The sequence below is a fragment of the Paraburkholderia aspalathi genome (assembly GCF_905220735.1).
GTDB classification, from domain to species: Bacteria; Pseudomonadota; Gammaproteobacteria; order Burkholderiales; family Burkholderiaceae; genus Paraburkholderia; species Paraburkholderia aspalathi.
In genome coordinates, this window is record NZ_CAJNBA010000014.1 from 32,760 (window position 1) to 57,419 (window position 24,660).

25 protein-coding genes are annotated in these 24,660 nt (G+C 62.6%); 13 read left to right on the top strand and 12 right to left on the bottom strand.

Features of this window, described 5'->3' with window-relative positions:
- The first annotated feature begins 130 nt into the window (after nucleotides 1-130).
- Both KHO30_RS37065 and KHO30_RS37070 read left to right on the top strand, forming a co-directional pair.
- Complete coding sequence (locus KHO30_RS37065; RefSeq protein ID WP_093640967.1) at nucleotides 131-409, top strand: BrnT family toxin; 279 nt, start codon at nucleotides 131-133, stop codon at nucleotides 407-409.
- Nucleotides 410-460: 51 nt separating this feature from the next.
- Entirely contained in the window at nucleotides 461-718 is a 258-nt protein-coding gene (locus tag KHO30_RS37070; protein WP_093640970.1) for a BrnA antitoxin family protein, read from the top strand.
- A gap of 98 nt (nucleotides 719-816) precedes the next feature.
- Here KHO30_RS37070 and KHO30_RS37075 read toward each other — a convergent pair whose 3' ends face one another.
- The 6 genes from KHO30_RS37075 to pxpB form a co-directional block, all read right to left on the bottom strand.
- The gene (locus KHO30_RS37075) at nucleotides 817-2,610 is read right to left on the bottom strand and encodes a tetratricopeptide repeat protein (protein WP_211703904.1); all 1,794 of its coding nucleotides are present in this window, start codon (nucleotides 2,608-2,610) and stop codon (nucleotides 817-819) included.
- Nucleotides 2,611-2,828: 218 nt separating this feature from the next.
- Nucleotides 2,829-3,785, bottom strand: a complete 957-nt coding sequence (locus KHO30_RS37080; protein ID WP_175053966.1) for a DUF979 domain-containing protein — start codon at nucleotides 3,783-3,785, stop codon at nucleotides 2,829-2,831.
- Nucleotides 3,782-4,531 (bottom strand): DUF969 domain-containing protein, encoded by a 750-nt coding sequence (locus KHO30_RS37085; RefSeq protein ID WP_093640979.1) that lies wholly within the window; start codon nucleotides 4,529-4,531, stop codon nucleotides 3,782-3,784. Before KHO30_RS37085 ends, KHO30_RS37080 begins: the two co-directional genes overlap by 4 nt.
- A gap of 272 nt (nucleotides 4,532-4,803) precedes the next feature.
- Nucleotides 4,804-5,556 carry a 5-oxoprolinase subunit PxpA gene (gene pxpA, locus KHO30_RS37090; RefSeq protein WP_093640982.1) on the bottom strand — a complete coding sequence of 251 codons (753 nt, stop codon included), beginning with the start codon at nucleotides 5,554-5,556 and terminating at the stop codon, nucleotides 4,804-4,806.
- Between the two features lie 19 nt (nucleotides 5,557-5,575).
- The gene (locus KHO30_RS37095; protein ID WP_093640985.1) at nucleotides 5,576-6,628 is read right to left on the bottom strand and encodes a 5-oxoprolinase subunit C family protein; all 1,053 of its coding nucleotides are present in this window, start codon (nucleotides 6,626-6,628) and stop codon (nucleotides 5,576-5,578) included.
- Nucleotides 6,625-7,278 carry a 5-oxoprolinase subunit PxpB gene (gene pxpB / locus KHO30_RS37100; protein ID WP_211703905.1) on the bottom strand — a complete coding sequence of 218 codons (654 nt, stop codon included), beginning with the start codon at nucleotides 7,276-7,278 and terminating at the stop codon, nucleotides 6,625-6,627. The genes KHO30_RS37095 and pxpB overlap by 4 nt, the downstream gene beginning before the upstream one ends.
- A 207-nt stretch (nucleotides 7,279-7,485) precedes the next feature.
- Here pxpB and KHO30_RS37105 point away from each other — a divergent pair, with 207 nt between their 5' ends.
- The gene (locus KHO30_RS37105; protein ID WP_054040851.1) at nucleotides 7,486-7,998 is read left to right on the top strand and encodes a winged helix DNA-binding protein; all 513 of its coding nucleotides are present in this window, start codon (nucleotides 7,486-7,488) and stop codon (nucleotides 7,996-7,998) included.
- A gap of 58 nt (nucleotides 7,999-8,056) precedes the next feature.
- On the opposite strand, the gene KHO30_RS37110 is transcribed toward KHO30_RS37105, so the two are convergent.
- Nucleotides 8,057-8,599, bottom strand: a complete 543-nt coding sequence (locus KHO30_RS37110; protein WP_234487889.1) for a 5-formyltetrahydrofolate cyclo-ligase — start codon at nucleotides 8,597-8,599, stop codon at nucleotides 8,057-8,059.
- A gap of 77 nt (nucleotides 8,600-8,676) precedes the next feature.
- Here KHO30_RS37110 and KHO30_RS37115 point away from each other — a divergent pair, with 77 nt between their 5' ends.
- The 4 genes from KHO30_RS37115 to KHO30_RS37130 all read left to right on the top strand — a co-directional run bounded on the left by KHO30_RS37115 (nucleotide 8,677) and on the right by KHO30_RS37130 (nucleotide 13,601).
- Nucleotides 8,677-10,644 (top strand): lytic transglycosylase domain-containing protein, encoded by a 1,968-nt coding sequence (locus tag KHO30_RS37115; RefSeq protein WP_211703906.1) that lies wholly within the window; start codon nucleotides 8,677-8,679, stop codon nucleotides 10,642-10,644.
- Between the two features lie 85 nt (nucleotides 10,645-10,729).
- On the top strand, nucleotides 10,730-11,683 hold the full coding sequence (locus KHO30_RS37120; protein WP_211703907.1) for a complex I NDUFA9 subunit family protein: 954 nt from the start codon (nucleotides 10,730-10,732) through the stop codon (nucleotides 11,681-11,683).
- A 32-nt stretch (nucleotides 11,684-11,715) separates the two neighbouring features.
- Nucleotides 11,716-12,369 (top strand): glutathione S-transferase family protein, encoded by a 654-nt coding sequence (locus KHO30_RS37125; protein WP_211703908.1) that lies wholly within the window; start codon nucleotides 11,716-11,718, stop codon nucleotides 12,367-12,369.
- Nucleotides 12,366-13,601 carry a multifunctional CCA addition/repair protein gene (locus KHO30_RS37130; RefSeq protein WP_211703909.1) on the top strand — a complete coding sequence of 412 codons (1,236 nt, stop codon included), beginning with the start codon at nucleotides 12,366-12,368 and terminating at the stop codon, nucleotides 13,599-13,601. The genes KHO30_RS37125 and KHO30_RS37130 overlap by 4 nt, the downstream gene beginning before the upstream one ends.
- Before the next feature lie 854 nt (nucleotides 13,602-14,455).
- Here the strand turns inward: KHO30_RS37130 and KHO30_RS37135 are convergent.
- Together KHO30_RS37135 and KHO30_RS37140 are read right to left on the bottom strand one after the other, a co-directional pair.
- Nucleotides 14,456-14,650, bottom strand: coding sequence for a DUF2905 domain-containing protein (locus KHO30_RS37135; RefSeq protein ID WP_093641003.1), 195 nt, complete (start codon nucleotides 14,648-14,650; stop codon nucleotides 14,456-14,458).
- Nucleotides 14,651-14,672: 22 nt separating this feature from the next.
- Entirely contained in the window at nucleotides 14,673-15,863 is a 1,191-nt protein-coding gene (locus KHO30_RS37140; RefSeq protein WP_093641005.1) for a class I SAM-dependent methyltransferase, read from the bottom strand.
- A 13-nt stretch (nucleotides 15,864-15,876) separates the two neighbouring features.
- On the opposite strand from KHO30_RS37140, the gene KHO30_RS37145 reads away from it, so the two are divergent.
- The 5 genes from KHO30_RS37145 to glmS all read left to right on the top strand — a co-directional run bounded on the left by KHO30_RS37145 (nucleotide 15,877) and on the right by glmS (nucleotide 21,512).
- On the top strand, nucleotides 15,877-16,695 hold the full coding sequence (locus KHO30_RS37145; protein WP_211703910.1) for an SDR family oxidoreductase: 819 nt from the start codon (nucleotides 15,877-15,879) through the stop codon (nucleotides 16,693-16,695).
- Nucleotides 16,696-16,741: 46 nt separating this feature from the next.
- Nucleotides 16,742-17,137, top strand: a complete 396-nt coding sequence (locus tag KHO30_RS37150) for a dihydroneopterin aldolase (RefSeq protein ID WP_211703911.1) — start codon at nucleotides 16,742-16,744, stop codon at nucleotides 17,135-17,137.
- Between the two features lie 3 nt (nucleotides 17,138-17,140).
- Nucleotides 17,141-18,139, top strand: a complete 999-nt coding sequence (gene ttcA / locus KHO30_RS37155; protein WP_211703912.1) for a tRNA 2-thiocytidine(32) synthetase TtcA — start codon at nucleotides 17,141-17,143, stop codon at nucleotides 18,137-18,139.
- A 133-nt stretch (nucleotides 18,140-18,272) separates the two neighbouring features.
- Nucleotides 18,273-19,634, top strand: coding sequence for a bifunctional UDP-N-acetylglucosamine diphosphorylase/glucosamine-1-phosphate N-acetyltransferase GlmU (gene glmU, locus KHO30_RS37160; protein ID WP_200653049.1), 1,362 nt, complete (start codon nucleotides 18,273-18,275; stop codon nucleotides 19,632-19,634).
- A 60-nt stretch (nucleotides 19,635-19,694) separates the two neighbouring features.
- Nucleotides 19,695-21,512: a glutamine--fructose-6-phosphate transaminase (isomerizing) gene (gene glmS / locus KHO30_RS37165; protein WP_175053952.1), complete on the top strand. Its 1,818-nt coding sequence runs from the start codon at nucleotides 19,695-19,697 to the stop codon at nucleotides 21,510-21,512.
- A 74-nt stretch (nucleotides 21,513-21,586) separates the two neighbouring features.
- Here the strand turns inward: glmS and KHO30_RS37170 are convergent, their stop codons facing one another.
- The 3 genes from KHO30_RS37170 to KHO30_RS37180 form a co-directional block, all read right to left on the bottom strand.
- Nucleotides 21,587-22,183 carry a hypothetical protein gene (locus KHO30_RS37170; protein ID WP_211703913.1) on the bottom strand — a complete coding sequence of 199 codons (597 nt, stop codon included), beginning with the start codon at nucleotides 22,181-22,183 and terminating at the stop codon, nucleotides 21,587-21,589.
- A gap of 98 nt (nucleotides 22,184-22,281) precedes the next feature.
- Nucleotides 22,282-22,542 carry a DUF6723 family protein gene (locus KHO30_RS37175; protein ID WP_093641155.1) on the bottom strand — a complete coding sequence of 87 codons (261 nt, stop codon included), beginning with the start codon at nucleotides 22,540-22,542 and terminating at the stop codon, nucleotides 22,282-22,284.
- 217 nt (nucleotides 22,543-22,759) lie between these two features.
- Nucleotides 22,760-23,407 (bottom strand): glutathione S-transferase family protein, encoded by a 648-nt coding sequence (locus KHO30_RS37180; RefSeq protein WP_211703914.1) that lies wholly within the window; start codon nucleotides 23,405-23,407, stop codon nucleotides 22,760-22,762.
- Nucleotides 23,408-23,509: 102 nt separating this feature from the next.
- On the opposite strand from KHO30_RS37180, the gene KHO30_RS37185 reads away from it, so the two are divergent.
- On the top strand, nucleotides 23,510-24,493 hold the full coding sequence (locus tag KHO30_RS37185; protein ID WP_244864236.1) for a helix-turn-helix transcriptional regulator: 984 nt from the start codon (nucleotides 23,510-23,512) through the stop codon (nucleotides 24,491-24,493).
- Nucleotides 24,494-24,660 lie beyond the last annotated feature (167 nt).

A 24,660-nucleotide genomic window follows, 5' to 3' on the forward strand; every position in this document is an offset into this window, starting at 1 on the left:
GCCAGATCAGGAACCGGTAATTTCACAGCCAGTCCGATGCTGACGTGTGTCGCAAACTGCTCGCGGCTCACGCGGACATAGCTACGCGTGCGTGCTATGATGTATGTACAGATGTCAATACAGGTGCTGTGTGCGGTTTGAATGGGACGAACTCAAGAATCAAATCAACATTCGTAAGCATGGCATCGATTTCCGGGATGCTGTCGACGTGTTCGATCATCCGGTGCTGACGGCGATAGACCAGCGGGAAGACTACGGCGAGGAACGCTGGATCGCGCTGGGTTGGATGGCCGCCATCGTAGGCGTGGTGGTGTACGTCGAACGCAATGCCGATGTGATCCGTATCATTTCGGCCCGCAAGGCGACGAAGCACGAGGTCAAACGCTACAAGTACAGCGTCTGGAATTGACTGGCACGGTGGGTAGCGTGGGAATGGCTGAAAAGGAGCAGAGGCGAAATCATGGGTAAAGCATCAGGAACCGACTGGAAGCGACTTGCAAAAGCAGGTGACGCGCAAATCGACACGAGCGACGTGCCCGAATTGGGTGACGACTTTTTTGACCGTGCCGAGCTGCACGTTCCGCCGAAACAGGCTGTGACCATGCGACTGGACGCGGATGTACTGAGCTGGTTCAAAGAGCAGGGGGCGGGCTATCAAACGCGCATCAACAAGTTGTTGCGCGCTTACATGCTGGCGCAGCAGCGTCGCCGTTCTTAAGGCGCGGCGACGCGGCATTCTGTCTGCGTACGAAGGTGTGTTCGAAGGGATTGAGAAAGCGCTGCGCAGAAACGTCTGAAATCTGCGCAGCGCAGGTTTTATAGGCCGCCGTCGCGTAGTTCTTCCGATACGCGTTCGACCACCGGCGCCCAATCGCCCAACCTGGTCTGCCGGAACAACTTCATCGCCGGATACCACGGCGAATCGCTGCGCTCTTCGAGCCAGCGCCAGTCCGAGTTGGCGGGCAGCAACACCCACACCGGCTTGCCTAGTGCGGCCGCCAGGTGCGCCACGCCGGTGTCCACGGCGATCACAAGGTCGAGATTCATGATGAGCGCGGCGGTGTCGTCGAAGCTCTTCAGATCTACGGTGAAATCGTGGGCGCGGAAAGCTTCAGGCGCATCAGCCAACTGAGCGTGCGCGGCGCCCTTTTGCAGCGCGTACCACGCGATGTCCTTCAGCTCGGTTAGTGGGCTCAGGGCGGCCAAAGCCATCGAGCGATAACGATCGTTGCCGAACGTCGGGCTGCCGGACCACACCAGGCCCACTTTGCGTTTTGCTTTGCCGGCTGCGTCCACCCGCTTGCGCCATGTTTTGATCTTTGCTTTGTCGGCGAACATATACGGCACGTCCACGGGAATGGTCGACAGTTCGGTGCCGACACACGACGGCACGCTCATCATCGGCACCCAGAAATCGTACGGGTCTTCAGGCTTGCCGCTGAACGCGCGATGCACGCCCGGGATGCGTTCGACCAGCGGCAGAAGCGGCTCGCGCACACAAAGATCGACCGCGGCGCCGAGTTGCTCGAGGACGCGCGCATAGCGCAGGAACTGGAAATGGTCGCCGAAACCCTGTTCGCCGACCAGCAACAGACGGCGCCCGTCGAGCGGCTCGCCATGCCACTCGGCAACGCCCGGCACGGCGATCGCCTCGTAGTCGCTCTTGCGCCAGCGCTTCGCAAATTCGGCCCAACCCTGCTTGTAGTCGCCGCGCTTGAGCAACAGCCACGCGAGGCCCTGATGCGCGTCCGCGTAGTTGGAATCGTGCGACAGTGCGTGGCGGTAGAAGCCTTCTTCTTCATCGAGGCGACCCTGCGCGCCAAGCGAGCCGCCGAGGCAAACCAGATTCGTCGGGTTCGGCTTGAGTGCGACCGCACGCCGATACTGCGATTCGGCGCCGACGTAGTCGCCGAGCTTGCCGATCAGGCTGCCCAGGTTGATGTGAGCCTCGGCATAGTCGCCGCGCAGTGCCAGTGCCCGCTCGAAACTGGCGATGGCCGCCGCGTGATCGCCTTGCGCGTTGTACGCATTGCCAGCATTGAAATGCGCTTCCGCCGATTGTGGATCGAGCGACAGCGCGTTTTGATAGCAGGCCAGCGCTTCGTCGTAGCGGCCGAGCTTGTTCAGCGCCGTGCCGAGATTCAGATGTACGTCGGCCAGCGAGGGATTGACCGCCAACGCCAGCCGATACTGTTCGATCGCTACTTCGAATGAGCCTTGCGCTTGCAGCGCGACACCGAAGTTGTTGCGCGCGTCGGCGAAATCCGGTTGCAACTGCAGCGCCTGGTCATAGCAGATCATCGCTTCTTCGCGATGGCCGAGCGCAGCGGCGACGAGGCCACGGTTGCTCCAGCAGGCGGCATCAGTGCGATCGAGTTTGAGCGCTTCGCTCATCAACTCGGCGGCGAAAGCGTGGTCGCCGCGCTGATGCTGCAGCACGCCGAAGTAATGCAGCGTTTTGGCATGCGTTGGGTCGAGTGCGAGGGCTTCGCGGTAGAAAGGCTCGGCGGTATCGAGACGGCCGGCCTGGTGTGCTTCGAGCGCGGCCTCGATCAGAGAGGTGAGGTAGGCGGAGGGCGGCGTGTTGGTGGGGTGGGAGTGGTGTTCCATGAGGGACCTGCTGGAAAGCGCTGACGGCGCGCGTTGCGCGCGTCGCCAGCGCATGTGGATGGAAGAGCATCCACCAGCTTATGTTCAGGCCCCTTGCCAGACGATCGGACGCTTCCGAATTCGGCGGCGTCCATTTGCCGCGGACTCACGCGCATGCATGGACCAGAGCGAAAGTCCTACGCGATGTTGGCATTTGCCACGCGGCTCGGCCAACGGCCCTACAGGAACATCAGGAAATTCAGCAGGAAGATGTTCACAACCAGCAAGCTCAGCGCAGTGGGCACCTGCACCTTGATCACCGCATTCTTATCTGGCAGTTCGAGCAGCGCGGCCGGCACCATGTTGAAGTTCGCGGCCATCGGCGTCATCAGCGTGCCGCAGTAGCCAGAGAACATGCCGATCGCGACCATCACCGCCGGGTTGCCGTGAAACACGCCGACCAGGATCGGCACGCCGACGCCGCCGGTCATCACCGGGAACGCGGCGAAGCCGTTACCCATCACCATCGTGAAGAGCGCCATGCCGATGCAGTACACGGCCACCGCGATAAAGCGGTAGTCGAGGCTGATGTAGGCCGTGGTCACGTGAGCGACCGCCTTGCCGACGCCGGCGTCCGAGAACACGAGGCCGAGCATGCCGAGCATCTGCGGCAGCACCGCGGCCCATGACAACGCATCGACGAGGCGGCGCGCCTCTTTCATCGACTGACCGACGGTATCGCGCGTCAGCACGCACGCAATCGCAAGTGCAATCACGCAGCCGATGCCGAAGCCGATCAAAGTCACGTTGGCCTTCTCGATCAGCGGCATGCCGCCGAAAATCAGATGGCTGGCCGACAACGTAATGATCACGGTGACGACCGGAATCGTCAGCGCGGGCACGAACAGCTTGTTGCCCAGACGCGCGGCGCTCGCCTTGCGCGCTTCGAGCGACAGCAGTTTCGGCTTGGCCGCGGTCACGCCGCCGAAGCCTGCGGCCAGCGCCATCACGATCACCAGCACGCCGACCACGGAGGGCGGCAACTTGTCGCCGATCAGGAAGATCAGCGCGTAGAGAATCCAGAAACCGCCGGCAGTGAAACGGCGCGGGTGTTCCTTATCCGTGACGATCATGCCGCCGATCACAAGCAGCACGACGCCGAGCAGCCAGAACAAATAGGTAATCGTGAACGTCATGCTTTGTCTCCTGCGGCGGGTTGCGTCGGCGCAACGGAGGCGGTGTTCGCTGCGGCATTGCCGCGCAGTTCGCGTTCGAGCCTGCGGTCGAGCAGATAGAGGCGGAAACCGTGAATGATGAACGCGCAGATCGCGGTCGGAATGCCCCAGACGGCCACGTGAATCGGCTCGACGATGATGCCGGCTTCTTTCAGGAAGGTCGTCATCAGCACGATTGCGCCGAACGCGACGAAGATGTCTTCACCGAAGAACAGGCCGACGTTGTCGGTCGCCGCGGAGAAGGCGCGCAATTTGAAACGCACGGCGTCGCTGATCTTGCCGAAGCGCGTTTCAGTCGCGCCTTCGGCCATCGGTGCGATCAGCGGACGCACCATTTGCGGATGGCCGCCGAGACCGGTCAGGCCGACAGCGGCGGTCAGTTCGCGCACCAGCAGATAGACGATCAGCAAGCGCCCTGCGGTCGCGGCCTTGATGCCGCCGATCCACGCTTGCGCGCGCTCGCGCAGGCCATGCCGTTCCAGCAGGCCGATCACGGCCAGCGGCAGCAGGATGATCAACGGGATATTGCGGGTCTTGATGAAACCGGTGCCGATTTCAGCGAGGATCTTTTCAGGCGGGAAGTGCGCGGCCAGGCCGGTGATGATCGCGGCCACCGCCACGATCAGCATCGGATTGAACCGTAATAAAAAGCCGACGATGATGACGGCCACGCCAATGAGCGGCCATAGACTGACTGTTGTCTGCATCTGGATCTCCAAACAGGGTTTCAACCTCGCCGCTTCTGGCGGCTAACGTGGGCCGGCGCCTGATGATCCACGCGCCGTCTTGCTGCTACGGCTCTTGATGGCCGCGTTGCTTCGACTACACCTGCACCTGCATTTGCTGCTTGTTTGCTTTTCCACTGCGGGTACTGCAATGCGTCGTCGTGTACCTGGCAAACGCCCCGCACGGAGCGGGGCGTTCGGGGTTGGGCAACAGTTGAATCGCGCTGTCTGGCTCGCGCCGATTGACGCGCGGATCAGACGCTCGCGGCGCCGGCCGCGTGAACGTCAATGCCCGCGTCCTCCAGCGCGCTGCGGATGCGCCGCGCGAACGCCAATGCGTGCGGACCGTCGCCGTGCAGGCAGATGGTTTGGGCGTTGAGCGGCACCCAGTGTCCGTCGACGGCCTGCACGCGGCGCTCGCGCACCATGGCGAGCGTGCGCTCCAGCACCACGTCTTCGTCGTCGAGCAGCGCGCCCGGCTCCTTGCGCGGTACGAGCGAGCCGTCGGCGCGATAACCGCGGTCGGCGAATACTTCTTCGATGGCAGTCAGGCCGGCTGCCCGGGCAGCCGTCACGAGTCCGCTGTTGGCGAGCGCGAACACCGCCACCGACGGGTCGAAATCGTGAACCGCCGAGACGATCGCATCGGCGATCTTCGCGTCGCGCGCGGCCTGGTTGTACAGCGCACCGTGCGGCTTAACGTGCGCGATGCGCCCGCCCTCGGCCTGCGCGATCGCCGACAGGGCGCCGAGCTGATACAGCACGCCCGCGTAGATATCGTTGGCCGGCAGATCCATTTCCTTGCGGCCAAAATTCTCAGGATCGTTAAAGCTCGGATGCGCGCCGATCGACACACCCTTTTGCACCGCCCAGCGCACGCAGTCGCGCATAGCGTTGGCGCCGCCCGCGTGCCAGCCGCACGCGATGTTGGCCGAGCTGACGAGGTCGAGCAGCGCCTCGTCGGAACCGCAGCCTTCGCCGAGATCGGCGTTCAAATCGATTTCCATGGTGTTCCCCTACTTAGTGTTACAGCGCTGCGACCGCCGGCTGGCGCGCGCAACGTTCTTCGTGCATGGCAATCGCGGCGTCGATCTGCCGCAAGTACGTGCGTTCTTCCAGCAAAGCCTGGCGTGCCTCATAGGGCGTCGTCGGGATGAAACGGATGGCGGCGTTCAGGCGAACCTGCGCGAGCTTCCATAGATCGGCCTGGATCACAGCGCCGATCTTCGGATAGCCGCCCGTGGTCTGCGCATCGCTCATCAGCACGATCGGCTGGCCGTTCGGCGGGACCTGAATCGTGCCAGGCAGCACCGCGTGCGAGAGCAGATCGTTTTTCCGGGTGCGCTTCAGTTCCGTGCCGGCGAGGCGGTAGCCCATGCGGTTGCTGTTCGGTGTGACCAGCCATTCATCGGACCAGAACGATTCGTGCGCTTCTTCAGTGAAGCTATCGTATTCCGGGCCTTGCAGCACGCGGATCGGCACAGCCCACGGCACGCCCGATGGATGCCGGCCGCGCCGCAGCGGTTCGTGAACCAGCACGAACTTGCACCAGGCGGGCGCCTTCACGCCGAACTCCGGCGCTTCGGGGGTAAAGCCGAGATGGCCGCGTTGCGGCGGCGCGCCGACCGGCAGACGGTCGCCGTCGCGCAACGCCCGGCCGCCGAGTCCGCCGAAATGGCCTGCGAGATCCGTGCTGCGCGAACCGAGCATCGGCAACACGTCGATGCCGCCCGCGATGCAGACATAGCCGCGCATGCCGCGTTTGGCCGCTTGCAGAACCAGCTCCTGGCCTGCCTGAACCGGCAGGCTCCACCATGAATAGACCGGCTTGCCGTCGAGCGTTGCGCCGAATTCGGTGCCGGTGATGGCCACGCGTGTGGCGCGCAGAAAGCGCAGCACGGTCGGTCCGAAGGTAATTTCCAGGCCGGCCGCATCGGGCCGGTTGCCTACCAGCCGGTTGCCGACTTCGAGCGACAGACGGTCGAGCGCGCCACCCATCGCGACACCGAGGTGCCGGTAGCCGTGACGGCCAAGATCCTGAATCGTGGTCAGCAGACCCGCGCGAATCACATCGATCATGCGTGTATCCCCGCGACGGTAAAGCGCACCCGGTCGCCCGGTTGCAATAGCGTGGGCGGACGGCGGGACGGATCGAACAGCGGCAGTTCGGTGCGCCCGATCAACTGCCAGCCGCCGGGGGAGGTCGCCGGATAAATGCCGGTCTGCTCACCGCCGATACCGACCGAACCGGCCGGCACTTCCAGCCGCGGCGATGAACGGCGCGGCGTGTGCAGCGCTGTGTCGAGCCCGCCCATATAGGCGAAGCCCGGCTGAAAACCGAGGAAGAACACCACGTACTCGCCATCCGCGTGACGTTGCACGACCTCGCGCACGCTCAGGCCGGTGTGATTGGCGACCACTTGCAGGTCGGGTCCGAACTCGCCGCCGTATTGCACCGGGATTTCGACTTCACGGCCGGCCGCGGGCACGTCGCTCACCGCGTTCCAGGCTGCTTGCAGAAGGCCCACCAGCGCTTCGCGATCGGCTTCGAGCGAATCGAATACGAGCGTCAGATTGTTCATACCCGGCACAACCTCGAGCACGTGCGGCCAGTCGCGCGCAGCCTCGGCGGCAGCCCACACGCGCCGCTGGCAGTCCAGCGTGGCAGGCGGCGGCGCCTCGCAGACAAGCGCGGCGTCGCCGAGCGGGAAGATTCTTGGTTGGCTCATCACTTAATGGCCCAGGTTGAGTCCGGAATGTCGAACATATCGGACCCTATACCTGGTTATCGGCATCGGGTCCACGATGTATGAAGCGTACATTATCAATAAAATATCAACAATTTATCTATAAGCGTTTTCGCCAGGCTCCCCGGAATGGGTGGCTCGTCGTACACTCCCGACACCTTCCCATCCTGTTTCTCGAGAATTTTCACCATGTCGCGCCACCCCACCAAGATCGTTTCCTCGGAACATCTCGTGTCCGACACCAGCGCGGAGCTGTCCGAACTGGAGTACGCACTCATCATGGCGGGCAACGCATTCAACCGATGGATGGTGCGCTGCATGTCGGCGGCGGGCGAAAAGGACATGACCGCGATTGAAGTCTCGTTGCTGCATCACGTCAGCCATCGCGAGCGGCGCAAGAAGCTGGCGGACATCTGCTTCGTGCTGAACATCGAAGACACGCACGTTGCCACTTACGCGTTGAAGAAGCTCGTAGCTAGAGGGTATGTAAAAAGCGAAAAGACCGGCAAGGAAGTGTTCTTCTCGGCGACCGATGCGGGCCGCGAGCTCTGCCTGAAATACCGCGAAGTGCGCGAGAGTTGCCTGATTTCGACGCTGAAGGAAAGCGGCCTGACCAACGAACAGATTGGCGAGGCGGCGCAATTGATGCGCAATGCGTCCGGGCTGTACGACACGGCCGCGCGGGCGGCGGCGTCTTTATAACGGGGTTCGGCCTCGGTAGTTATTGAAGGGGGCGCCTCGCAGGGCGCTCTTCAAACGCTTAATCCGCCGGCTGTGGATAGATACTGGCTTCTGTCACGATCAGATCGAGCGGGATGTCGTGAGCCTCGCGCTGCAATGCGTCCGTGCGGCACGCTTCATAGGCGATGCCGACCGTGACCGGCTTCTTCGGCCCCGGCCATGTGGCCAGCGTGCGATCGTAGTAGCCACCGCCGTAACCGAGCCGGAAGCCGTTGGCGTCGAAACCCACGCACGGCACGAACAGCAGATCGGGAACCACCACGCGCCCCGAAGTAGGCTCGGCAATCTTGTGATGGCCGATCTTCATCGCCATATCCGGCGCCCATGCGTGAAATTCGAGCGGCGCGCCGCGTTCCTTGACGATCGGCAAACCCGCCTCGCGTTGCGAGTCGGCCGCGAGCCAGATCGCAATCGCGGCGCGCGCGTCGAATTCGCCCGCCAGCGGCCAATAGAACCCCACACTGCTCACGCCGTAGTGTTTCAACGCATCGAGAACGCGACGGTTGAGCGCGGCGTTGTGCGCCGGCTCGGAAGCCGCTTGTAGCCTTGCTTCCAATAGCATTCGACGCAGCGCCTTTTTCGATTCTGCGACAGGGTTGCATGCTATGCTTGGGTTCAATTCGCGCTCCAGAAACAACGATGTCAATACGCCTCTATCGAGTATATCGCGCGGCCGGTCTGGCGCTTGCCGCTGCGGCACTCGTCGCGTGCAGCACGGCCTCCGCCGTCAAGCCCATTCCCCTTTCGCAACTCACGAACGACGACCAGACCTTCGTCCAGCTTCGCGAAGCCGCCCGCAATAATGACGCGGCGCGCGCAGCGCAACTGGCGAGCATGATCCCGAACTATCCAGCGCCTTCGTATCTGGAGTACTTCCAGCTCAAGCCGCAATTGTTCGATTCCAGCGGCCACGCGCGCATTGACGCGCCGGATGCGCCGGTGCTGTCGTTCCTGCAGAAGTACGACGGCCAGGCCATCGCCGACCGCATGCGGAACGACTACCTCACGGTGCTCGGCGCACGTCACGACTGGCGTAACTTCGATCAGCAATACGCGCGTTTCGTGCTGAACGACGATACGCAGGTTAAGTGCTACGCGCTCGAGTCGCGTGCCGCGCGGGGTGAAAACGTCGCCGACGCGGCGCGTGCGCTGCTCGTCGACCCGAAGTCGTACGGCGACGGCTGCGTCGATCTGATCACCGCGCTCGCGGTCAATCAGCAATTCAGTTCCGACGACGTGTGGCAACAGATCCGCCTCGCGTACGAACAGAACTACACGAGCACGGGCAGCAAGCTCGTCGATGCGCTTAGCAACCAGCCGCCCGATCCGGTGCTGTTCGGCCAGGCCACGAGTACGCCGCCGTTGTTGCTGGCGCGCGGCGTCGGTCCGGATACGCAATCGCATCAACTCGCGTTGCTCGCGATCACGCGCATGGCGCGCAACGATCCGGCCATGGCCGCGGCCACTTTCGCCTCGGTCGCGCCGTCGTTGAGCTCGCCCGAGCGCGCAATCGGCTGGGGCACGATTGCCTATCAGGCCGCCGCCAAGCAGATGCCGAGCGCGGTCGACTGGTACCGGCTCTCGGCGAATGCGCCGCTGTCGAACCCGGCGTACGAATGGCGCACCCGCACCGCGCTGCTCGCCGGCGACTGGACCATGGTGCGCTGGTCGATCGAACAGATGCCGGCGGCGCTGCGCAATCAGCCGTCGTGGGTGTACTGGCATGCCCGTGCGCTCAAGCAGGCTGGCGACACAACCACGGCCAACCAGGAATTCGAGTCGATCTCGCAGGGCTTCAACTTCTACGGCCAACTGGCTGCGGAAGAGCTCGGCCAGAAGATCACCGTGCCGCCGAAAACCACCGTGACCGACGCCGAAATCCAACAGGCCGGCAACACGCCGGGTCTCGATCTGGCGCAGCGCTTCTACGCGCTGAATCTGCGGCTCGAGGGCAATCGCGAATGGAACTGGCCGTTGCGCAATATGAGCGACCGGCAGCTGATCGCCGTGGCCGAATACGCGCGCCGTATCGAGTTGTATGACCGCACCGTGAACACGGCGGACCGCACGAAGAGCGAACACGATTTCTCGCTGCGTTATCTGTCGCCGTTCAAGGATATCGTTGAGCGCGATGCGCAGTCGAATGGACTCGACGTCGAATGGGCATACGGGCTGATCCGCCAGGAATCGCGCTTCATCATGAACGCGCGCTCGGAAGTCGGCGCGAGCGGTCTGATGCAACTGATGCCGGGCACCGCGCAACTGGTGGCGAAGAAAATCGGCCTCGGCCCGATTTCGCGCGAGCAGATGAACGATATCAACACCAACATCCTGCTCGGCACGAACTACCTGTCCATGATCTACAATCAGTTCGACGGGTCTGCTGTGCTGGCCACCGCCGGTTATAACGCCGGTCCCGGCCGTCCGCGCAACTGGCGGCAATCGTTGCAGCATCCGGTTGAAGGCGCGATCTTCGCCGAGACGATTCCGTTCCAGGAAACGCGCGACTACGTCAAGAATGTGTTGTCCAACACGGTCTACTACGCGGCATTGTTCGAAGGCCGTCCGCAATCGCTGAAGGCGCGTCTGGGTTATATCGCGCCGTAAGCGCCGTGCCGCCGCCGCGTCAGGTTTTCTGATGCGGCGGTGCGCCACGCCAGCCGTTGCCGCGGCTTCCACCAGGGAGTCGAAAATGCGACATCAAGCCGTTGCGGTCGTCGGCGGTTCCGGTTTTATCGGCAGCCATCTCGTCAATGCTCTGGTTGAAATGGGCAAAGACGTGCGCATCGCCACCCGGCGGCGCTATAACGCCCGCCATCTCACCCTGCTCCCCATCGACGTGATCGAAGCTGACGTGTTCGATCCGGTTCAGCTTGCGCGTTTCGTCGAGGGCGCCGATTGCGTGATCAACCTCGTTGCCACGCTGCATGGCAAACGTGGCACGCCTTATGGCCCGGAGTTCGCCCGCGCGCATGTCGAATTGCCGACCAAAATCGTTGCGGCTTGCGAAGGCAAGGGCGTGCATCGGCTGATTCATATCAGCTCGCTCGGCGCCGACTCGAACGGGCCGAGCATGTATTCGCGCTCGAAGGGCGACGGGGAAAAGGCCGTGCATGCGGCGAATCTGGCGTGGACGATTTTCCGTCCGTCCGTGGTGTTCGGTCCTGAAGACCAACTGCTCAACAAGTTCGCGTTCCTGCAGCGGATGTTCCCGGTGATTCCGCTTGCGATGCCGGACGCAAAATTCCAGCCGGTGTACGTCGGCGACGTGGCCAAAGCGATCTGCAACGTGCTCGATCTCGACGCGGCGAGCGGCCATACCTACGAGCTGGGCGGGCCGACCGTCTATACGCTCGAAGACCTCGTCAAGTATTGCGGCGACGTGATCGGCCGGCATGCGCGAATCATTCGCCTGCCGGAGGCGCTGGCGCGCTTGCAGGCGTTGACGTTTGAAATGGCGCCGGGCGAACCGGTGATTTCGCGCGACAATCTCGATTCGATGAAAGTCGACAACGTGTTGAGCGGACCGCTTGCGCCTGAACTCGGCATCGAACCCGCCAGCATTGAAACGATCGCGCCCGTGTATCTGACCGGCGCGTCGTCGCGTTCGCGCTTCGACACGTTTCGCGCGAGCGCGGGGCGTTGAACCTTTTCTAATCTCTACCTTTTATACCAGGCATGAAGCTGCTTATCGGTGACAAGAACTACTCGTCATGGTCGATGCGTCCGTGGTTGCTGGTCAAACATTTCGGCATTCCATTTGAAGAGGTGCTGATTCATCTGAATGAAGCCGGCACGAAGTCCGCGATTCTGGCGTATGCGCCGACCGGTCCGGGCAAGTTGCCGTGCCTGATCGGCGAAGATGGATTGGCCACCTGGGATTCGCTGGCGATCGCCGAGACACTGGCTGAGCGCTTCCCGCAGCATGTGCTGTGGCCGCGCGACCCGGCGGCGCGCAGTCACGCGCGCAGCATCAGCGCCGAGATGCATTCGGGCTTCGGCGAATTGCGCTCGAACATGTGGATGAACATTCGCGCGTCGTTTCCGGGTAAGAACGCCACACCGGGCGCACTGGCCGACATTGCGCGTATCGACGCGATCTGGAGCAGGTGTTTCGATACCTACGGCGGTCCTTTCCTGTTCGGCGAGTTCAGCATTGCTGACGCGATGTACGCACCCGTCGTGATGCGCTTCAACACGTGGCAACCGGCGCTCTCCGAGGCCGCCGCGGCTTATGTTCGTCGCGTGACGGCGTTGCCGGCGGTGAAGTCGTGGATCGACGACGCGCTGCGCGAAACGCATGCCATTCCGTACCAAGACGTATGCCCATGAATATCTACGCAGTAGGCGGCGCGATCCGCGACGAGTTGCTGGGCGTACCCGTGCAGGACCGGGACTACGTGGTGGTGGGCGCGACGCCCGAGCAGATGGTGGCGCAGGGCTATCGTCCGGTGGGCAAGGATTTCCCGGTGTTTCTGCATCCGCAGACGCACGAGGAGTACGCGCTTGCACGCACCGAGCGCAAGACGGCTGCGGGCTATCACGGCTTCCAGTTCTTCTACGCGCCGGACGTCACACTCGAAGAGGACCTCGCGCGCCGCGACCTGACAATCAACGCGATGGCGCGCGAAATGCGCCCGGACGGCGAACTGACCGGCCCGGTGATCGACCCGTTCAACGGCCGGGGCGATTTGCAGGCGCGGCTGTTTCGTCACGTCAGCGATGCGTTTCTGGAAGACCCTGTGCGGATTTTGCGGATTGCGCGATTTGCGGCGCGTTTCGTCGATTTCACGGTGGCTCCGGAGACGATGGCGCTGATGCGCAAGATGGTGGCCGAGGGTGAGGTCGATGCACTGGTCGCCGAGCGCGTATGGCAGGAGGTGTCGCGCGGATTGATGGAGAAGAAGCCGTCGCGCATGTTCGAAGTGCTGCGGGAATGCGGCGCTTTGGCGCGGATTCTGCCGGAGATCGATGCATTGTTCGGCGTACCGCAGCGGGCTGACTATCATCCCGAAGTGGATACGGGCGTGCACGTAATGATGGTGGTCGACCATGCCGCGCAGCAGGGTTACGCGTTGCCGGTGCGGTTTGCGGCGCTCACGCATGATCTGGGCAAAGCGACGACGCCGGATGACGTTTTGCCGCGGCATATCGGGCATGAGGGGCGCAGCGTGGATTTGCTGAAGCCTTTATGCGAGCGGCTGCGGGTGCCGAATGAATGCCGTGATCTGGCGCTGCTGGTTGCGCGGGAGCATGGGAATATTCATCGCGTGATGGAGATGGGGGCCGCCGCGTTGGTGAGGCTGCTTGAGCGCAGCGATGCGATTCGGAAACCTGCGCGGTTTGCTGAAGCCTTGCAGGCATGCGAGGCGGATGCGCGCGGGCGGCTTGGGTTTGAGATGCGGGAGTATCCGCAGGCTGAGCGGCTGCGGGTTGCGCTTGTTGCTGCGCGGGGGGTGGATGCTGGGGCAGTGGCTAGGCGGCTCGTTGACTCGCCTGCGGGGATTAAGGATGCAGTGCATCAGGAGCGCGTTCGCGCTGTTGAAGGGGCTCTTGTTGTTTGAGGTTTTTTTGCCTGTGCGGCGCTTGTTTGTCAGTGTTCTTGGAGCGTTGGCCTTTCCTTGATCTGGCTTTGGTGCCTTTCCTTGAATTGTTAGTGGTCTATTAGCGTTGCCCCTGTGCGGGGCGGCACTTACTTTCTTTGCCGCCGCAAAGAAAGATAAGCAAAGAAAGCGGCTAGAAGCCCCTGCTAAGTGGGCACCGTGGTCTGCTAGGGGTAGTGGTGCATCTGGAATCTGTGTTCGTGCCCCTGCACGTGCTTGTGACAAGGGCGTCATACTTCCGGCGGCGCTGCGCGCGCCGAAGAGCCGTTCATAAAACCTATCGCTACGTTTTGGCGTTGACGCCTCGCCACCGAACCGTGGCTCGTCATTGCACCACCATCACGATTGCAACTGCAACTGCAACTGCAACTGCAACTGCAACTGCAACTGCAACTACGGCTGTGATCGTGATCGGGACGGTGATTCAGCACACCGACATATCATTGAGGCAGGGTTTCCGGGGAAGTGCAGGAACGCCTCGCCGAGGCGAAGCCGACGGCTCCCACAAACCAAAACCGAAGCCCATGGTTTCCCCTGCATACCCGTCCGCGACGCACGTAGTGCGGAGTGGGAGCTGATGACTCCTTTGTCACTAGCGCGGAATGTACGAGAACACGGATTCCAGTCGCACCACTACCCGCAGCAGACAACGGTGCCCACTTAGCAGGGGCTTCTAGCCGCTTTCTTTGCTTATCTTTCTTTGCGGCGGCAAAGAAAGTAAGTGCCGCCCCGCACAGGGGCAACGCTAATAGACCACTAACAATTCAAGGAAAGGCCAAAGCCCCAGGAACACTGACAAACAAGCGCCGCGCAGACTACAAAACCCTCGCGATCAGCGACAAAACCATCGAAAGAACAAGCGTCGACATAAACGGAAACGGATACTCCCGCCCGAAGAGGCGCAACGTGACATCCCCGGGCATCCGCCCAACCCCAATCTTCCTGAGCCACGGCCAGCAGGCCGACAACACCGCCACCGCAACAAACGTAGTCAACAGCCAGCGGATCATCGCCAACCCCTAAGGCAAAAAATCACAACGTATGTGACCGGTCGCCGCTCGAAAACGCCTGCAGCGTGTCATCCAGCCCGCGCGAAAATGCGATCACCTTGAACAGCTCGCCCATCTCCGCCTCGGACAACAACTTCTGGACCGCATTCGCCGCAGGCAAAAACTTCGCCGTGTCCGAAGGATCGAGCGCCGATAACGTCTCGGTAATCCCCGCGTTCAACAAGAACCGCGCTTGCGAAGTGAAGCCCAACAAATCGGCGCCAGCCTCGACACCGGCTTCGGCAATGCCGGTAAATTCCACGTGCGCGGTAATGTCCTGCAAACCCGGATAAACAAACGGGTCACCATGCGCCCGGTGCCGGTAATGGCACATCAACGTGCCCTGCGCACGCTGCTCATGGTAGTACTCGTGGCGCGGAAAACCATAATCGATAAAGAACGCCGCGCCACGCGCAAGCATCGTGCAAATGGTCCGCGTGAATGCCCGGGCGGCGTCGTGCGTTTCGGTCACGTAGTCGTCGCCGATAGTTTCGATCTCAGCCAGAAGCGCAATGTCCGCAGCTTCCGATACCAACCGGTCGTCGAACGCAAAGGCCTCGTCGCGCCACGTCACGCCGCGTTCATGCCAGGCGCCGTCGGTAAATGCGAACAGCCGCACCGGCATCGCGTCCAATACCTCATTGCCGATCACCACGCCTTCGAATTGCTCCGGCAATGCGTCCAGCCAGCGCACTTTCGCGGCCAGCGCCGGTGCCGCGGCTTCGATCGTCTCGCGTTGGCGTTCGCGCAATTCACCGGACAAATCCACGATCGAGTAGCTGTCGAATTCGACGCCCAGCGTGTCGAGCGCATTCAGCAGGCCGGCGGCGAGTTTGCCCGTGCCGGCGCCGAATTCCATCAGTTCGCGCGTGCCGCTCGCCTCCAAGGCCTCGGCGAGCGGGCGCGCCAGCGTCGCGGCGAAGAGAGGCGACATTTCCGGCGCCGTGACGAAGTCGCTGCCGTCGTCGCCGCGCAGGCCGAATTTGCGGGCGCCGCCGCTGTAATAGCCGAGTCCCGGCGCGTAAAGCGCGCGCTCCATGTAGCGGTCGAATGGCAGCCAGCCGCCGGCTGCTTCGAGCTCCGCGCGGACCTGTGCGACCAGCGCTTCGGACTGCGCAAGCGCGCTCGGGCCGGGAGCAGGTAAACTATCGGGTTGGTGAGCTTTCGGATTCATCCCCGCATTGTAAATGACCGCCTCTATGGACAACGCCGCCGCCCGCGCGCCTGAAACGCCGCGCATCGTGCTGATTACCGGCGCCGCCCGCCGCATCGGGCGCTCGCTCGCGCTCGGCTTCGCCGCGCGTGGCTGGGACGTGGCGGTCCATTACGGCGCGTCGCGCGGGGAGGCTGACGAAGTAGTCGCGGAAATCGTCGCCATGGGCCGCCGGGCGGTGGCTTTGCACGCTGAATTGGGCGACGAGGGCCAGGTCGAGCAGCTTCTGCCCGCCTGTATGGCCGCGCTGGGTCGCCCGTCGTGTATTGTCAACAATGCGTCTCGCTTCGAGGAAGACACGGCGCAGAACGTTGGTTACGACCTGCTGCTGAAGCTGACCGCGATGAATCTCGGGGCGCCGCTCGTGCTGGCGCGTATGCTGTTCGAGGCCACGCCGGAAGCCGCGCGCACCGATGAAAGCCAGCGCGGCGTGGTCATCAATGTGCTGGACCAGAAGCTGTACAACATGAACCCGGACTACCTGTCCTACACGCTGTCGAAGGCAGCGTTGCAGACGGCGACGGTGGCGCTGGCGCAGGCCTTGGCGCCGAAAGTGCGCGTGGTCGGGCTTGCCCCTGGTCTGACGATGCAATCCGGCGATCAAACGCCGGCCGGTTTTGAAGAAGCTCACCGTGCTACGCCTTTGGGCCGCGCGTCGCGGCCGGAGGATATTGTCGCCGCCGCGCTGTATCTCGCCGATGCAGCGGGCGTCACCGGAACGACGCTGGTGGTCGACGGCGGGCAGCACCTCGTGCCGCTGCCGCGCGACGTTATGTTTTTGACGGGCGCCTGAAGCGCCCACTTGAGTGCTCCGCACTCTTTTTTCGACTGGAACGAACATGTTTGCCGCTCTTTCGCATCCCCGGCTCGTCGATTGCCGCCGGCTCTTTCTGCGCAATTACGAAGTGCACATCAACATCGGCGTGCACGACTTCGAAAAGCGCGGCGAACAGCGCGTCGTGATCAACGTCGAACTGTTCGTGCCGCTCGCGCTGTCCACGCCGGTTCAGGACAAATTGAACGAAGTGGTCGACTACGACTTCATGCGCTCGACCATCGCGCGCCGCGTCGACCAAGGTCATATCCACCTGCAGGAAACCCTCTGCGATGACCTCGTCAAGGCGCTCCTCGATCATCCGCAGGTGCGCGCCGTGTGCGTGTCGACCGAAAAGCCGGACGTTTATCCCGACTGCGATGCCGTGGGCGTCGAAGTCTTCCGTATCAAAGAGGATTGAGCCATGAATGCTCAGGAAATCCTGAACGACACCGCGGCCCCAGGGCCTGCACAAGCTGTGCAGGCCTCAGCGGTCAAAGCGCCGCTCACACGTCGCGAGCAGAAAGAAGCGTACGAGAACAACAAGCTGTTCAAGCGGCTCGCGCGCCAGGTCGGTGAGGCGATCGGCGACTTCAACATGATCGAGGAAGGCGACAAGGTAATGGTGTGCCTGTCGGGCGGCAAGGACAGCTACGCGATGCTCGAAATCCTGATGCGGCTGCGCGAACGCGCGCCGATCAACTTCGACATTGTCGCGGTGAATCTCGACCAGAAGCAGCCGGGCTTCCCGGAACACGTGCTGCCCGAATACCTCAAGCAACTCGACATTCCGTTTCACATCGAGAACCAGGACACCTACAGCATCGTCAAGCGGCTGGTGCCGGAGGGCAAGACCACCTGCTCGCTGTGTTCGCGGCTGCGTCGCGGCATTCTGTATCGTGTGGCGGGCGAGCTCGGCGCCACCAAGATCGCGCTCGGCCATCATCGCGACGACATTCTGCAAACGCTGCTGCTGAACATGTTCTACGGCGGCAAGCTGAAGGGCATGCCGCCCAAGCTGCAATCGGACGACGGCAAGAATATCGTGATCCGTCCGCTCGCCTACGTGAAGGAAACCGATCTGGAAAAGTACGCGGAGCTGCGCGAATTTCCGATCATTCCGTGCAACCTGTGCGGCAGCCAGCCGAACCTGAAACGCGCGGAAATGAAGGCGCTGATCCGCGATTGGGAGAAGCGCTTCCCGGGCCGCATCGAGAACATGTTCAACGCGTTGTCGAACATCGTGCCGTCGCATCTGATGGATCACAAGCTGTTCCCGTTCGCCGGCCTGCGTGCAAGCGGCGAGGCCGATCCGCAAGGCGATATCGCCTTCGACGAAGAGCCGTGTTCGACCGATTCCGGTGACGGCGCAACCTTCAACGGATCGAAGCCGATCTCGATCGTTCAGTTCGACGATATGTAACCAGTCGTGAAGTGCCCTGAAATCAAAGGTTTCCGGGTGTTTCGGGAAGGTAATAGGGCCGCGCGAGCGGCCTTATTCGTTATGGGCTGCATGATAGAATCGTCGGCTCCAAACTTGTCTGATTGCCGACGCCATGAACATCGTGATTTTGGCGGCAGGCACCGGTAAGCGCATGCGGTCCGCGCTTCCCAAGGTGCTCCATCCCCTGGCCGGCCGGCCGCTCCTCGCTCATGTCATCGACACTGCTCGTGCGCTCAAGCCCACGCGTCTGGTCGTGGTGGTCGGTCATGGCGCCGAAGCCGTGCGCCAGGCGGTAGCCGCGCCGGACGTCCAGTTCGCCGCGCAGGAGCAGCAACTCGGCACGGGCCACGCGGTGCAACAGGCGCTGCCGCTGCTCGATCCGTCCGAACCTACGCTGGTGCTGTACGGCGATGTGCCGCTTACGCGCGCCAGCACGCTGCAGGCGCTGACCGATCGCGCGGGCCGAGGCGGCTACGGCGTTCTCACCGTCACGCTTGACGACCCCAGCGGTTACGGGCGCATCGTGCGCGATCAGCACGGCAAGGTGTCGCGCATCGTCGAACAGAAAGACGCCACGCCCGAGCAGCTCAAGATCGCCGAGATCAACACCGGCATCATCGTCGCGCCGACCGAGCGTCTTGGCGGCTGGCTCGCTGCGTTGAAGAACGACAACGCGCAAGGCGAGTTTTATCTGACCGACGCGGTCGAGATGGCGATCGAAGCCGGACTCGAAGTCGTCACCACGCAGCCTGACGAAGAGTGGGAAACGCTCGGCGTGAATAGCAAGCAGCAGCTTGCCGAACTCGAACGGATTCATCAGCACAATGTCGCCGAGACCTTGTTGGTGGCCGGCGTAACGCTTGCGGATCCGGCTCGAATCGACGTGCGCGGCACGCTCGAATGCGGCCGCGACGTCTCGATCGACGTGAACTGCGTGTTCGAAGGCCGCGTCACGTTGGCTGACAACGTGACGGTCGGGCCGAACTGCGTGATCCGCAATGCGACGATCGGCGCCGGAACGCGCGTCGATGCGTTCACGCATATCGAAGGCGCTGAAGTCGGTGCAAACGTCGTGCTCGGCCCTTATGCGCGGCTACGTCCGGGCACGTCGTTGCAGGATGAGTCGCACGTCGGCAACTTCGTCGAGGTGAAGAACTCGGTGCTCGGTCATGGCTCGAAGGCGAACCATCTGACGTATATCGGCGATGCGGATGTCGGGGCGCGCGTGAATATCGGCGCGGGTACCATCACCTGTAACTACGACGGCGCGAACAAATTCCGTACGGTCATTGAAGACGACGTGTTTGTCGGTTCGGACACGCAACTCGTTGCGCCCGTGCGCGTCAAGCGCGGCGTGACGATCGCCGCGGGCACCACGGTCTGGAAGGATGTCGAAGAAGACATGCTGGTCCTGAACGATAAGACTCAAACAAGCAAGTCGGGCTATGTACGCCCGACCAAGAAGAAAGGTTGATGGGCGTGACGCGCACGTGAAGCGCGCTCCCTGAAACCCAGCACTGAAAAGGAATAAGCCATGTGTGGCATTGTCGGCGCGGTTGCGCAACGTAACATCGTTCCCGTCCTGATCGAAGGGCTGCGTCGTCTCGAGTATCGCGGCTACGATTCGTGCGGCGTGGCGGTACTCGGTAATGACGGGCCGCGTCGTGCGCGTAGTGTCGCGCGCGTGGCGGATCTGGACGAGCAGGTGAAGGAGAGCCACCTCGAAGGCATCACGGGTATCGCGCATACGCGCTGGGCGACACACGGCGCGCCGGTGACCGACAACGCCCACCCGATTTTCTCGAAAGACGCCCTCGCGTTGGTACACAACGGCATCATCGAGAACTACGAGTCGCTGCGTGAAATGCTGCGGGGTAAGGGTTATGTGTTTGTCTCGCAGACCGACACGGAGGTTATCGCTCACCTGATTCACAGCCTGTATCGCGGCGATCTGTTTGCCGCGGTGCGCGAAGCGGTCGGGCAATTGCACGGCGCGTACGCGATCGCGGTACTGCATAAGGATCAGCCGCATACGGTGGTCGGCGCGCGGCAAGGTTCGCCGTTGGTAGTGGGGCTCGGCAACGGCGAGAACTTCCTCGCGTCAGATGCGCTGGCGCTTGCCGGCAGCACCGAACGTTTCATCTTCCTCGAGGAAGGCGACGTCTGCGAACTGTCGCTCGAGGGCGTACGTATCACCGATCGTGACGGCTACGATGCGCAGCGCGAAGTGCGTCAGGTCGCGGCGTATGGCGGCGCGGTCGAGCTCGGCCCGTATCGCCACTTCATGCAGAAGGAAATTTTCGAGCAGCCGCGTGCGATTACGGACACGATCCCGCAAGGCGATTCGTTCGACGCGGCGCTATTCGGCGAGGGCGCCGGCAAGGTGTTCGCCGACATCGACAACCTGCTGATTCTCGCGTGCGGCACGAGCTACTACTCGGGACTGACCGCGAAGTACTGGCTCGAGTCGGTCGCGAAGATCCCGACCCAGGTGGAAATTGCCAGCGAGTATCGCTATCGCGAGTCGGTGCCGAATCCGAAGTCGTTGGTGGTGGTGATCTCGCAGTCGGGCGAAACGGCCGATACGCTGGCGGCGCTCAAGCATGCGCAGTCGTTGGGCCATAAACATACGCTGGCGGTGTGCAATGTCGGCACAAGCGCGATGGTGCGCCAGACGGAATTGTCGTTCCTCACCCATGCGGGTCGCGAGATCGGTGTGGCGTCGACCAAGGCATTCACGACGCAACTGGTCGCGCTGTTCGTGCTCGCCGCGACGCTTGGGAAGCTGCGTGGGCAGGTGAGTGCGGAACAGGAAGCCGTGTATCTGAAGCAGTTGCGCCACTTGCCTGCGGCGTTGAATAGCGTGCTGGCGCTGGAGCCGCAGATCATCGCGTGGTCGGAAGAGTTTTCGCGCAAGGAGCATGCGTTGTTCCTCGGGCGCGGGCTGCATTACCCGATCGCGCTCGAGGGCGCGTTGAAGCTCAAGGAGATTTCCTATATCCACGCGGAAGCGTATCCGGCCGGCGAGTTGAAGCATGGGCCGCTGGCGCTCGTGACTGAGGCGATGCCGGTGGTCACGGTGGCGCCGAATGACGCGCTGCTGGAGAAGCTGAAGTCGAATATCCAGGAAGTGCGTGCGCGAGGCGGTGAGCTTTATGTGTTTGCGGACGCGGATACGAAAATCGTCAATGACGAAGGCCTGCATGTGATCCGGATGCCGGAGCACTATGGCTTGCTGTCACCGATCCTGCATGTGGTGCCGCTGCAGTTGCTGGCGTATCACACGGCTTGTGCGCGAGGCACGGATGTGGATAAGCCGCGAAACCTGGCGAAGTCGGTGACGGTGGAGTGAGGGTGAAAGTCTAGCCTCACGCCAGAAAAACCGGTCGCCCGAAGGCGGCCGTTTTTTTGCCTCAACAGCTCACCTCACTTCCTCACCACCTCCACCGCAGCCGCCGACACAAACTCCGCGCGCACACTGTCCCCGACTTTCAACTGATCGAGCGGAATACTCTCCGCCGCCCTCAGTACTTGCTGATGCTTTGGCCCACGCAGCGTCACCATCCGGCTCTTGCGGTCGATCTTCAACACCGTCGCGACAACCTGCACCCTATGCGCCGACGATGCGTATCCCGCTGAGGCCGGTATCGCCACCGTCGTCTCGATGCGTTCGCGCACACCTTTGGTGGTCACCTTGTCGACTTGAAGCAGCAGTGCCTGCTGGTATGCAACGTTCAGTTTGTCGCCGACCCGCAGTTTCCTGACGTCGGCCAACTGGGGGTTGACGTCGACATCCGCAAGATTGCCGTGCGGACCGCGTAGCGTGACGCTGTTGGTGGCCGGATAGATCGCTACGACACGGACCTGGGCGTGAACGACCTCGGCTTTGCCTAGCGCGGTCTGACCGGCATCGGCATCGGCGTCCGGCGTCTGAGCGAAGCCGGATTGACAGAGCGCGGCCATCAGCACTGCCGCACTTCCCACAACAGCGGCCGATGAGCCCATTTTGCGCAGACGAGGCATCCGTTGCTCCCGAAGTGATCACCTCAATTGACGATCCCGAGTAACTAACCCAAGCAACCCGCCAAAGGGACCAAAGCGCACCTGCCACGCGCCCGCGCTTACAACTCCGGACGCGCCAGGTCGCTGGTCACGATGTGCTCGCCATACACCTGCGCCGCCGCGACGGCTTCCAGCTTGGTCGCGTAAGGTCCGAGTTCCGGCGCGCCGTCGAATGGGAACAGCACGCGGCCATCGGTGGTTCGAACCACTTTCAACACGCCGAAAAAACGCCGGTAGCCGGCGAGTTTCGACGTCGCCGACACTTCGAAATCCTCCTCCGACGTCGCAGGGACGCTGGGAATGAATACGGTCTTGCTCATACCTGAAAACATCTCTTGTTCAATGGGCCGACGCCTGCTGAAAAGGTCAAGGCGCGCCCGGTTGTCCCGGGAAGACATTCACCGGCGGCCTTCATTGTCTCAAATCCCGGCGCATCGAGCCGGATGCCGGACCGGCAGGCCGCTCAACTGGCCAACAGGCCAGGCGCCAGCACCGCTGATCGCCGCGCGCAGCATCCCCGGCAACCCGCTCTCAACATCAAGCCCCTTTGACCGCCGCTTCATGCTCGGCCGCCAGCGCAACATCCCGCTCGCTCACCTTCACGAAGCTCGGCCGCGAGCAGACGCGCTGGGTGTACTCGAGCACGGCCGGCGTCTCAGGCACCAGCTTGAACATCATCCCCCAATGCAGCGCGATGCCCCACAAAATATCCGCGGCCGACATCTTGTCGCCGAGCAAATAGGGCGACGCCTGCAACTGGCTCGTCACGGTCCCGAGCATCGAATCGAAATCGCCGTACGGCGACGTGGCGAGCGGCGCCGGTTCGCGCTTCATCGCCTTGTCGACCAGCCCCGGTTCGTAGCAGGCCGCGTAGTACACCAGCCAACGCAGATACGGCCCGCGCGACGGATCATTGAGCGCCGGCGCGAGACCTGCTTCGGGAAACAGATCGGCCAGATAGATAAAGATGGCGACCTGTTCGGTGATCAGCGCGTCGCCGTGAAGAATCGCCGGCACTTTGCCGAGCGGATTGATCGCAAGATACGGCGCCTTGCGCTGCTCGCCGGCCTTTATGTTCAGCACCTTCAGCTGATACGGCGCGCCGAGTTCCTCGAGCAGCGTGAGTACGCTGACGGAGCGGCATTGCGGTGAGTGGAACAGCGTGATCGTGCGGTCGGTGGTCATGGGGGGAGCCTTCTGGGTGAACGTCTCGTTGGAAAAGCCAGCGTCCATCTGGCGCCGGGCGTCCCCATCCTAAGCGCCCATACCTGTCAGTTTGTGTCAGGTATGACTACACTTGTCCGCATGAGAGCCAGCCGCCTCCTTTCCATCCTGATGACCCTGCAAGCGCGCGGACGCGTGACCGCGCAGTCGCTCGCCGACGAATGCGCGGTCTCCCTGCGCACGATCTATCGGGACATCGACGCCTTGAGCGCCGCGGGCGTCCCCGTCCAGAGCGAACGTGGTGCGGAAGGCGGCTATCGTCTGCTCGACGGATACCGTACGCGTCTGAACGGTCTGTCGTCGCAGGAAGCAGAGGCATTGTTCCTCGCCGGCTTGCCGGGGCCGGTGCAGGCGCTTGGGCTCGGCGCCGTCATGGCCGGCGCGCAAACCAAGTTGCTTGCCGCGCTGCCGGTCGAATTGCGTTCGACCGCGGAGCGCATGCGCTCGCGTTTTCACCTCGACGCTCCAGCATGGTTTTCCGACGCGGACCAGCCCGCGAATCTGCCGTTGATCGCGAGCGCGGTGTGGGAACAGCGTCCGCTGCAGATTCGCTATCAGAGCTGGAAGGCCGAAAAATTTCGGCGGATCGAACCGCTCGGCATCGTGCTGAAAAGCGGCGCGTGGTACGTGGTCGGGCGGGTCGGCGCGGACATTCGCATCTACCGCATTTCGCGTATTCTCGAATTGAGCATGCTGGACGAGACTTTCGAGCGGCCACCCGCCTTCGATCTGACGGCTTACTGGCAAGACAGCACGCAGCGTCTGTCCGAAGAGATGCATGCGAGCGAGGCAACGTTGCGTCTGTCGCCATGGGGCATGCAGATGCTCGAAGCCTTCACGTCGCCGTTCGCACGCTCAGCCGCGAAAATCGGCGAGCCGGATCCGTCCGACGGCTGGTGCACGGTCACGTTGCCGGTCGGTTCGATAAGACAGGCATGCGCGGAGTTGCTGCGCTTCGGCGCTGAGGCCGACGTACTGGCGCCGCCCGAATTGCGCGCCCGTTTCGCGGAAGTGGCCGCCGCCTTGCATCGCCGCTACGCGCAATGAGCGCGTCGGTTCACAGCCTGCTGTAGTTTCACCGGGTGCACTGCTGCGCAACTGGGTGGCCCGACCTGCGCTCGCAAAGCACTTGCGGACGCACCAGCCAGCCACCTTTCCTCAGACGAATTTTGGCCTTTTGGTGCCTCTTTTGGGGGCAGAGCTATAATGCGCAC

Coding starts and splice junctions, on each gene's coding strand:
- KHO30_RS37150 (WP_211703911.1), top strand. CDS start 16,742: ATGTTTGCCGCTCTTTCGCATCCCCGGCTCGTCGATTGCCGCCGGCTC.
- KHO30_RS37130 (WP_211703909.1), top strand. CDS start 12,366: ATGAATATCTACGCAGTAGGCGGCGCGATCCGCGACGAGTTGCTGGGC.
- KHO30_RS37140 (WP_093641005.1), bottom strand. CDS start 15,863: ATGAATCCGAAAGCTCACCAACCCGATAGTTTACCTGCTCCCGGCCCG.
- ttcA (WP_211703912.1), top strand. CDS start 17,141: ATGAATGCTCAGGAAATCCTGAACGACACCGCGGCCCCAGGGCCTGCA.
- KHO30_RS37110 (WP_234487889.1), bottom strand. CDS start 8,599: ATGCTATTGGAAGCAAGGCTACAAGCGGCTTCCGAGCCGGCGCACAAC.
- KHO30_RS37175 (WP_093641155.1), bottom strand. CDS start 22,542: ATGAGCAAGACCGTATTCATTCCCAGCGTCCCTGCGACGTCGGAGGAG.
- KHO30_RS37170 (WP_211703913.1), bottom strand. CDS start 22,183: ATGCCTCGTCTGCGCAAAATGGGCTCATCGGCCGCTGTTGTGGGAAGT.
- KHO30_RS37105 (WP_054040851.1), top strand. CDS start 7,486: ATGTCGCGCCACCCCACCAAGATCGTTTCCTCGGAACATCTCGTGTCC.
- pxpB (WP_211703905.1), bottom strand. CDS start 7,278: ATGAGCCAACCAAGAATCTTCCCGCTCGGCGACGCCGCGCTTGTCTGC.
- KHO30_RS37185 (WP_244864236.1), top strand. CDS start 23,510: ATGACTACACTTGTCCGCATGAGAGCCAGCCGCCTCCTTTCCATCCTG.
- KHO30_RS37095 (WP_093640985.1), bottom strand. CDS start 6,628: ATGATCGATGTGATTCGCGCGGGTCTGCTGACCACGATTCAGGATCTT.
- KHO30_RS37075 (WP_211703904.1), bottom strand. CDS start 2,610: ATGGAACACCACTCCCACCCCACCAACACGCCGCCCTCCGCCTACCTC.
- KHO30_RS37135 (WP_093641003.1), bottom strand. CDS start 14,650: ATGATCCGCTGGCTGTTGACTACGTTTGTTGCGGTGGCGGTGTTGTCG.
- glmU (WP_200653049.1), top strand. CDS start 18,273: ATGAACATCGTGATTTTGGCGGCAGGCACCGGTAAGCGCATGCGGTCC.
- glmS (WP_175053952.1), top strand. CDS start 19,695: ATGTGTGGCATTGTCGGCGCGGTTGCGCAACGTAACATCGTTCCCGTC.
- KHO30_RS37085 (WP_093640979.1), bottom strand. CDS start 4,531: ATGCAGACAACAGTCAGTCTATGGCCGCTCATTGGCGTGGCCGTCATC.
- KHO30_RS37120 (WP_211703907.1), top strand. CDS start 10,730: ATGCGACATCAAGCCGTTGCGGTCGTCGGCGGTTCCGGTTTTATCGGC.
- KHO30_RS37070 (WP_093640970.1), top strand. CDS start 461: ATGGGTAAAGCATCAGGAACCGACTGGAAGCGACTTGCAAAAGCAGGT.
- KHO30_RS37145 (WP_211703910.1), top strand. CDS start 15,877: ATGACCGCCTCTATGGACAACGCCGCCGCCCGCGCGCCTGAAACGCCG.
- KHO30_RS37080 (WP_175053966.1), bottom strand. CDS start 3,785: ATGACGTTCACGATTACCTATTTGTTCTGGCTGCTCGGCGTCGTGCTG.
- KHO30_RS37115 (WP_211703906.1), top strand. CDS start 8,677: ATGTCAATACGCCTCTATCGAGTATATCGCGCGGCCGGTCTGGCGCTT.
- pxpA (WP_093640982.1), bottom strand. CDS start 5,556: ATGGAAATCGATTTGAACGCCGATCTCGGCGAAGGCTGCGGTTCCGAC.
- KHO30_RS37180 (WP_211703914.1), bottom strand. CDS start 23,407: ATGACCACCGACCGCACGATCACGCTGTTCCACTCACCGCAATGCCGC.
- KHO30_RS37125 (WP_211703908.1), top strand. CDS start 11,716: ATGAAGCTGCTTATCGGTGACAAGAACTACTCGTCATGGTCGATGCGT.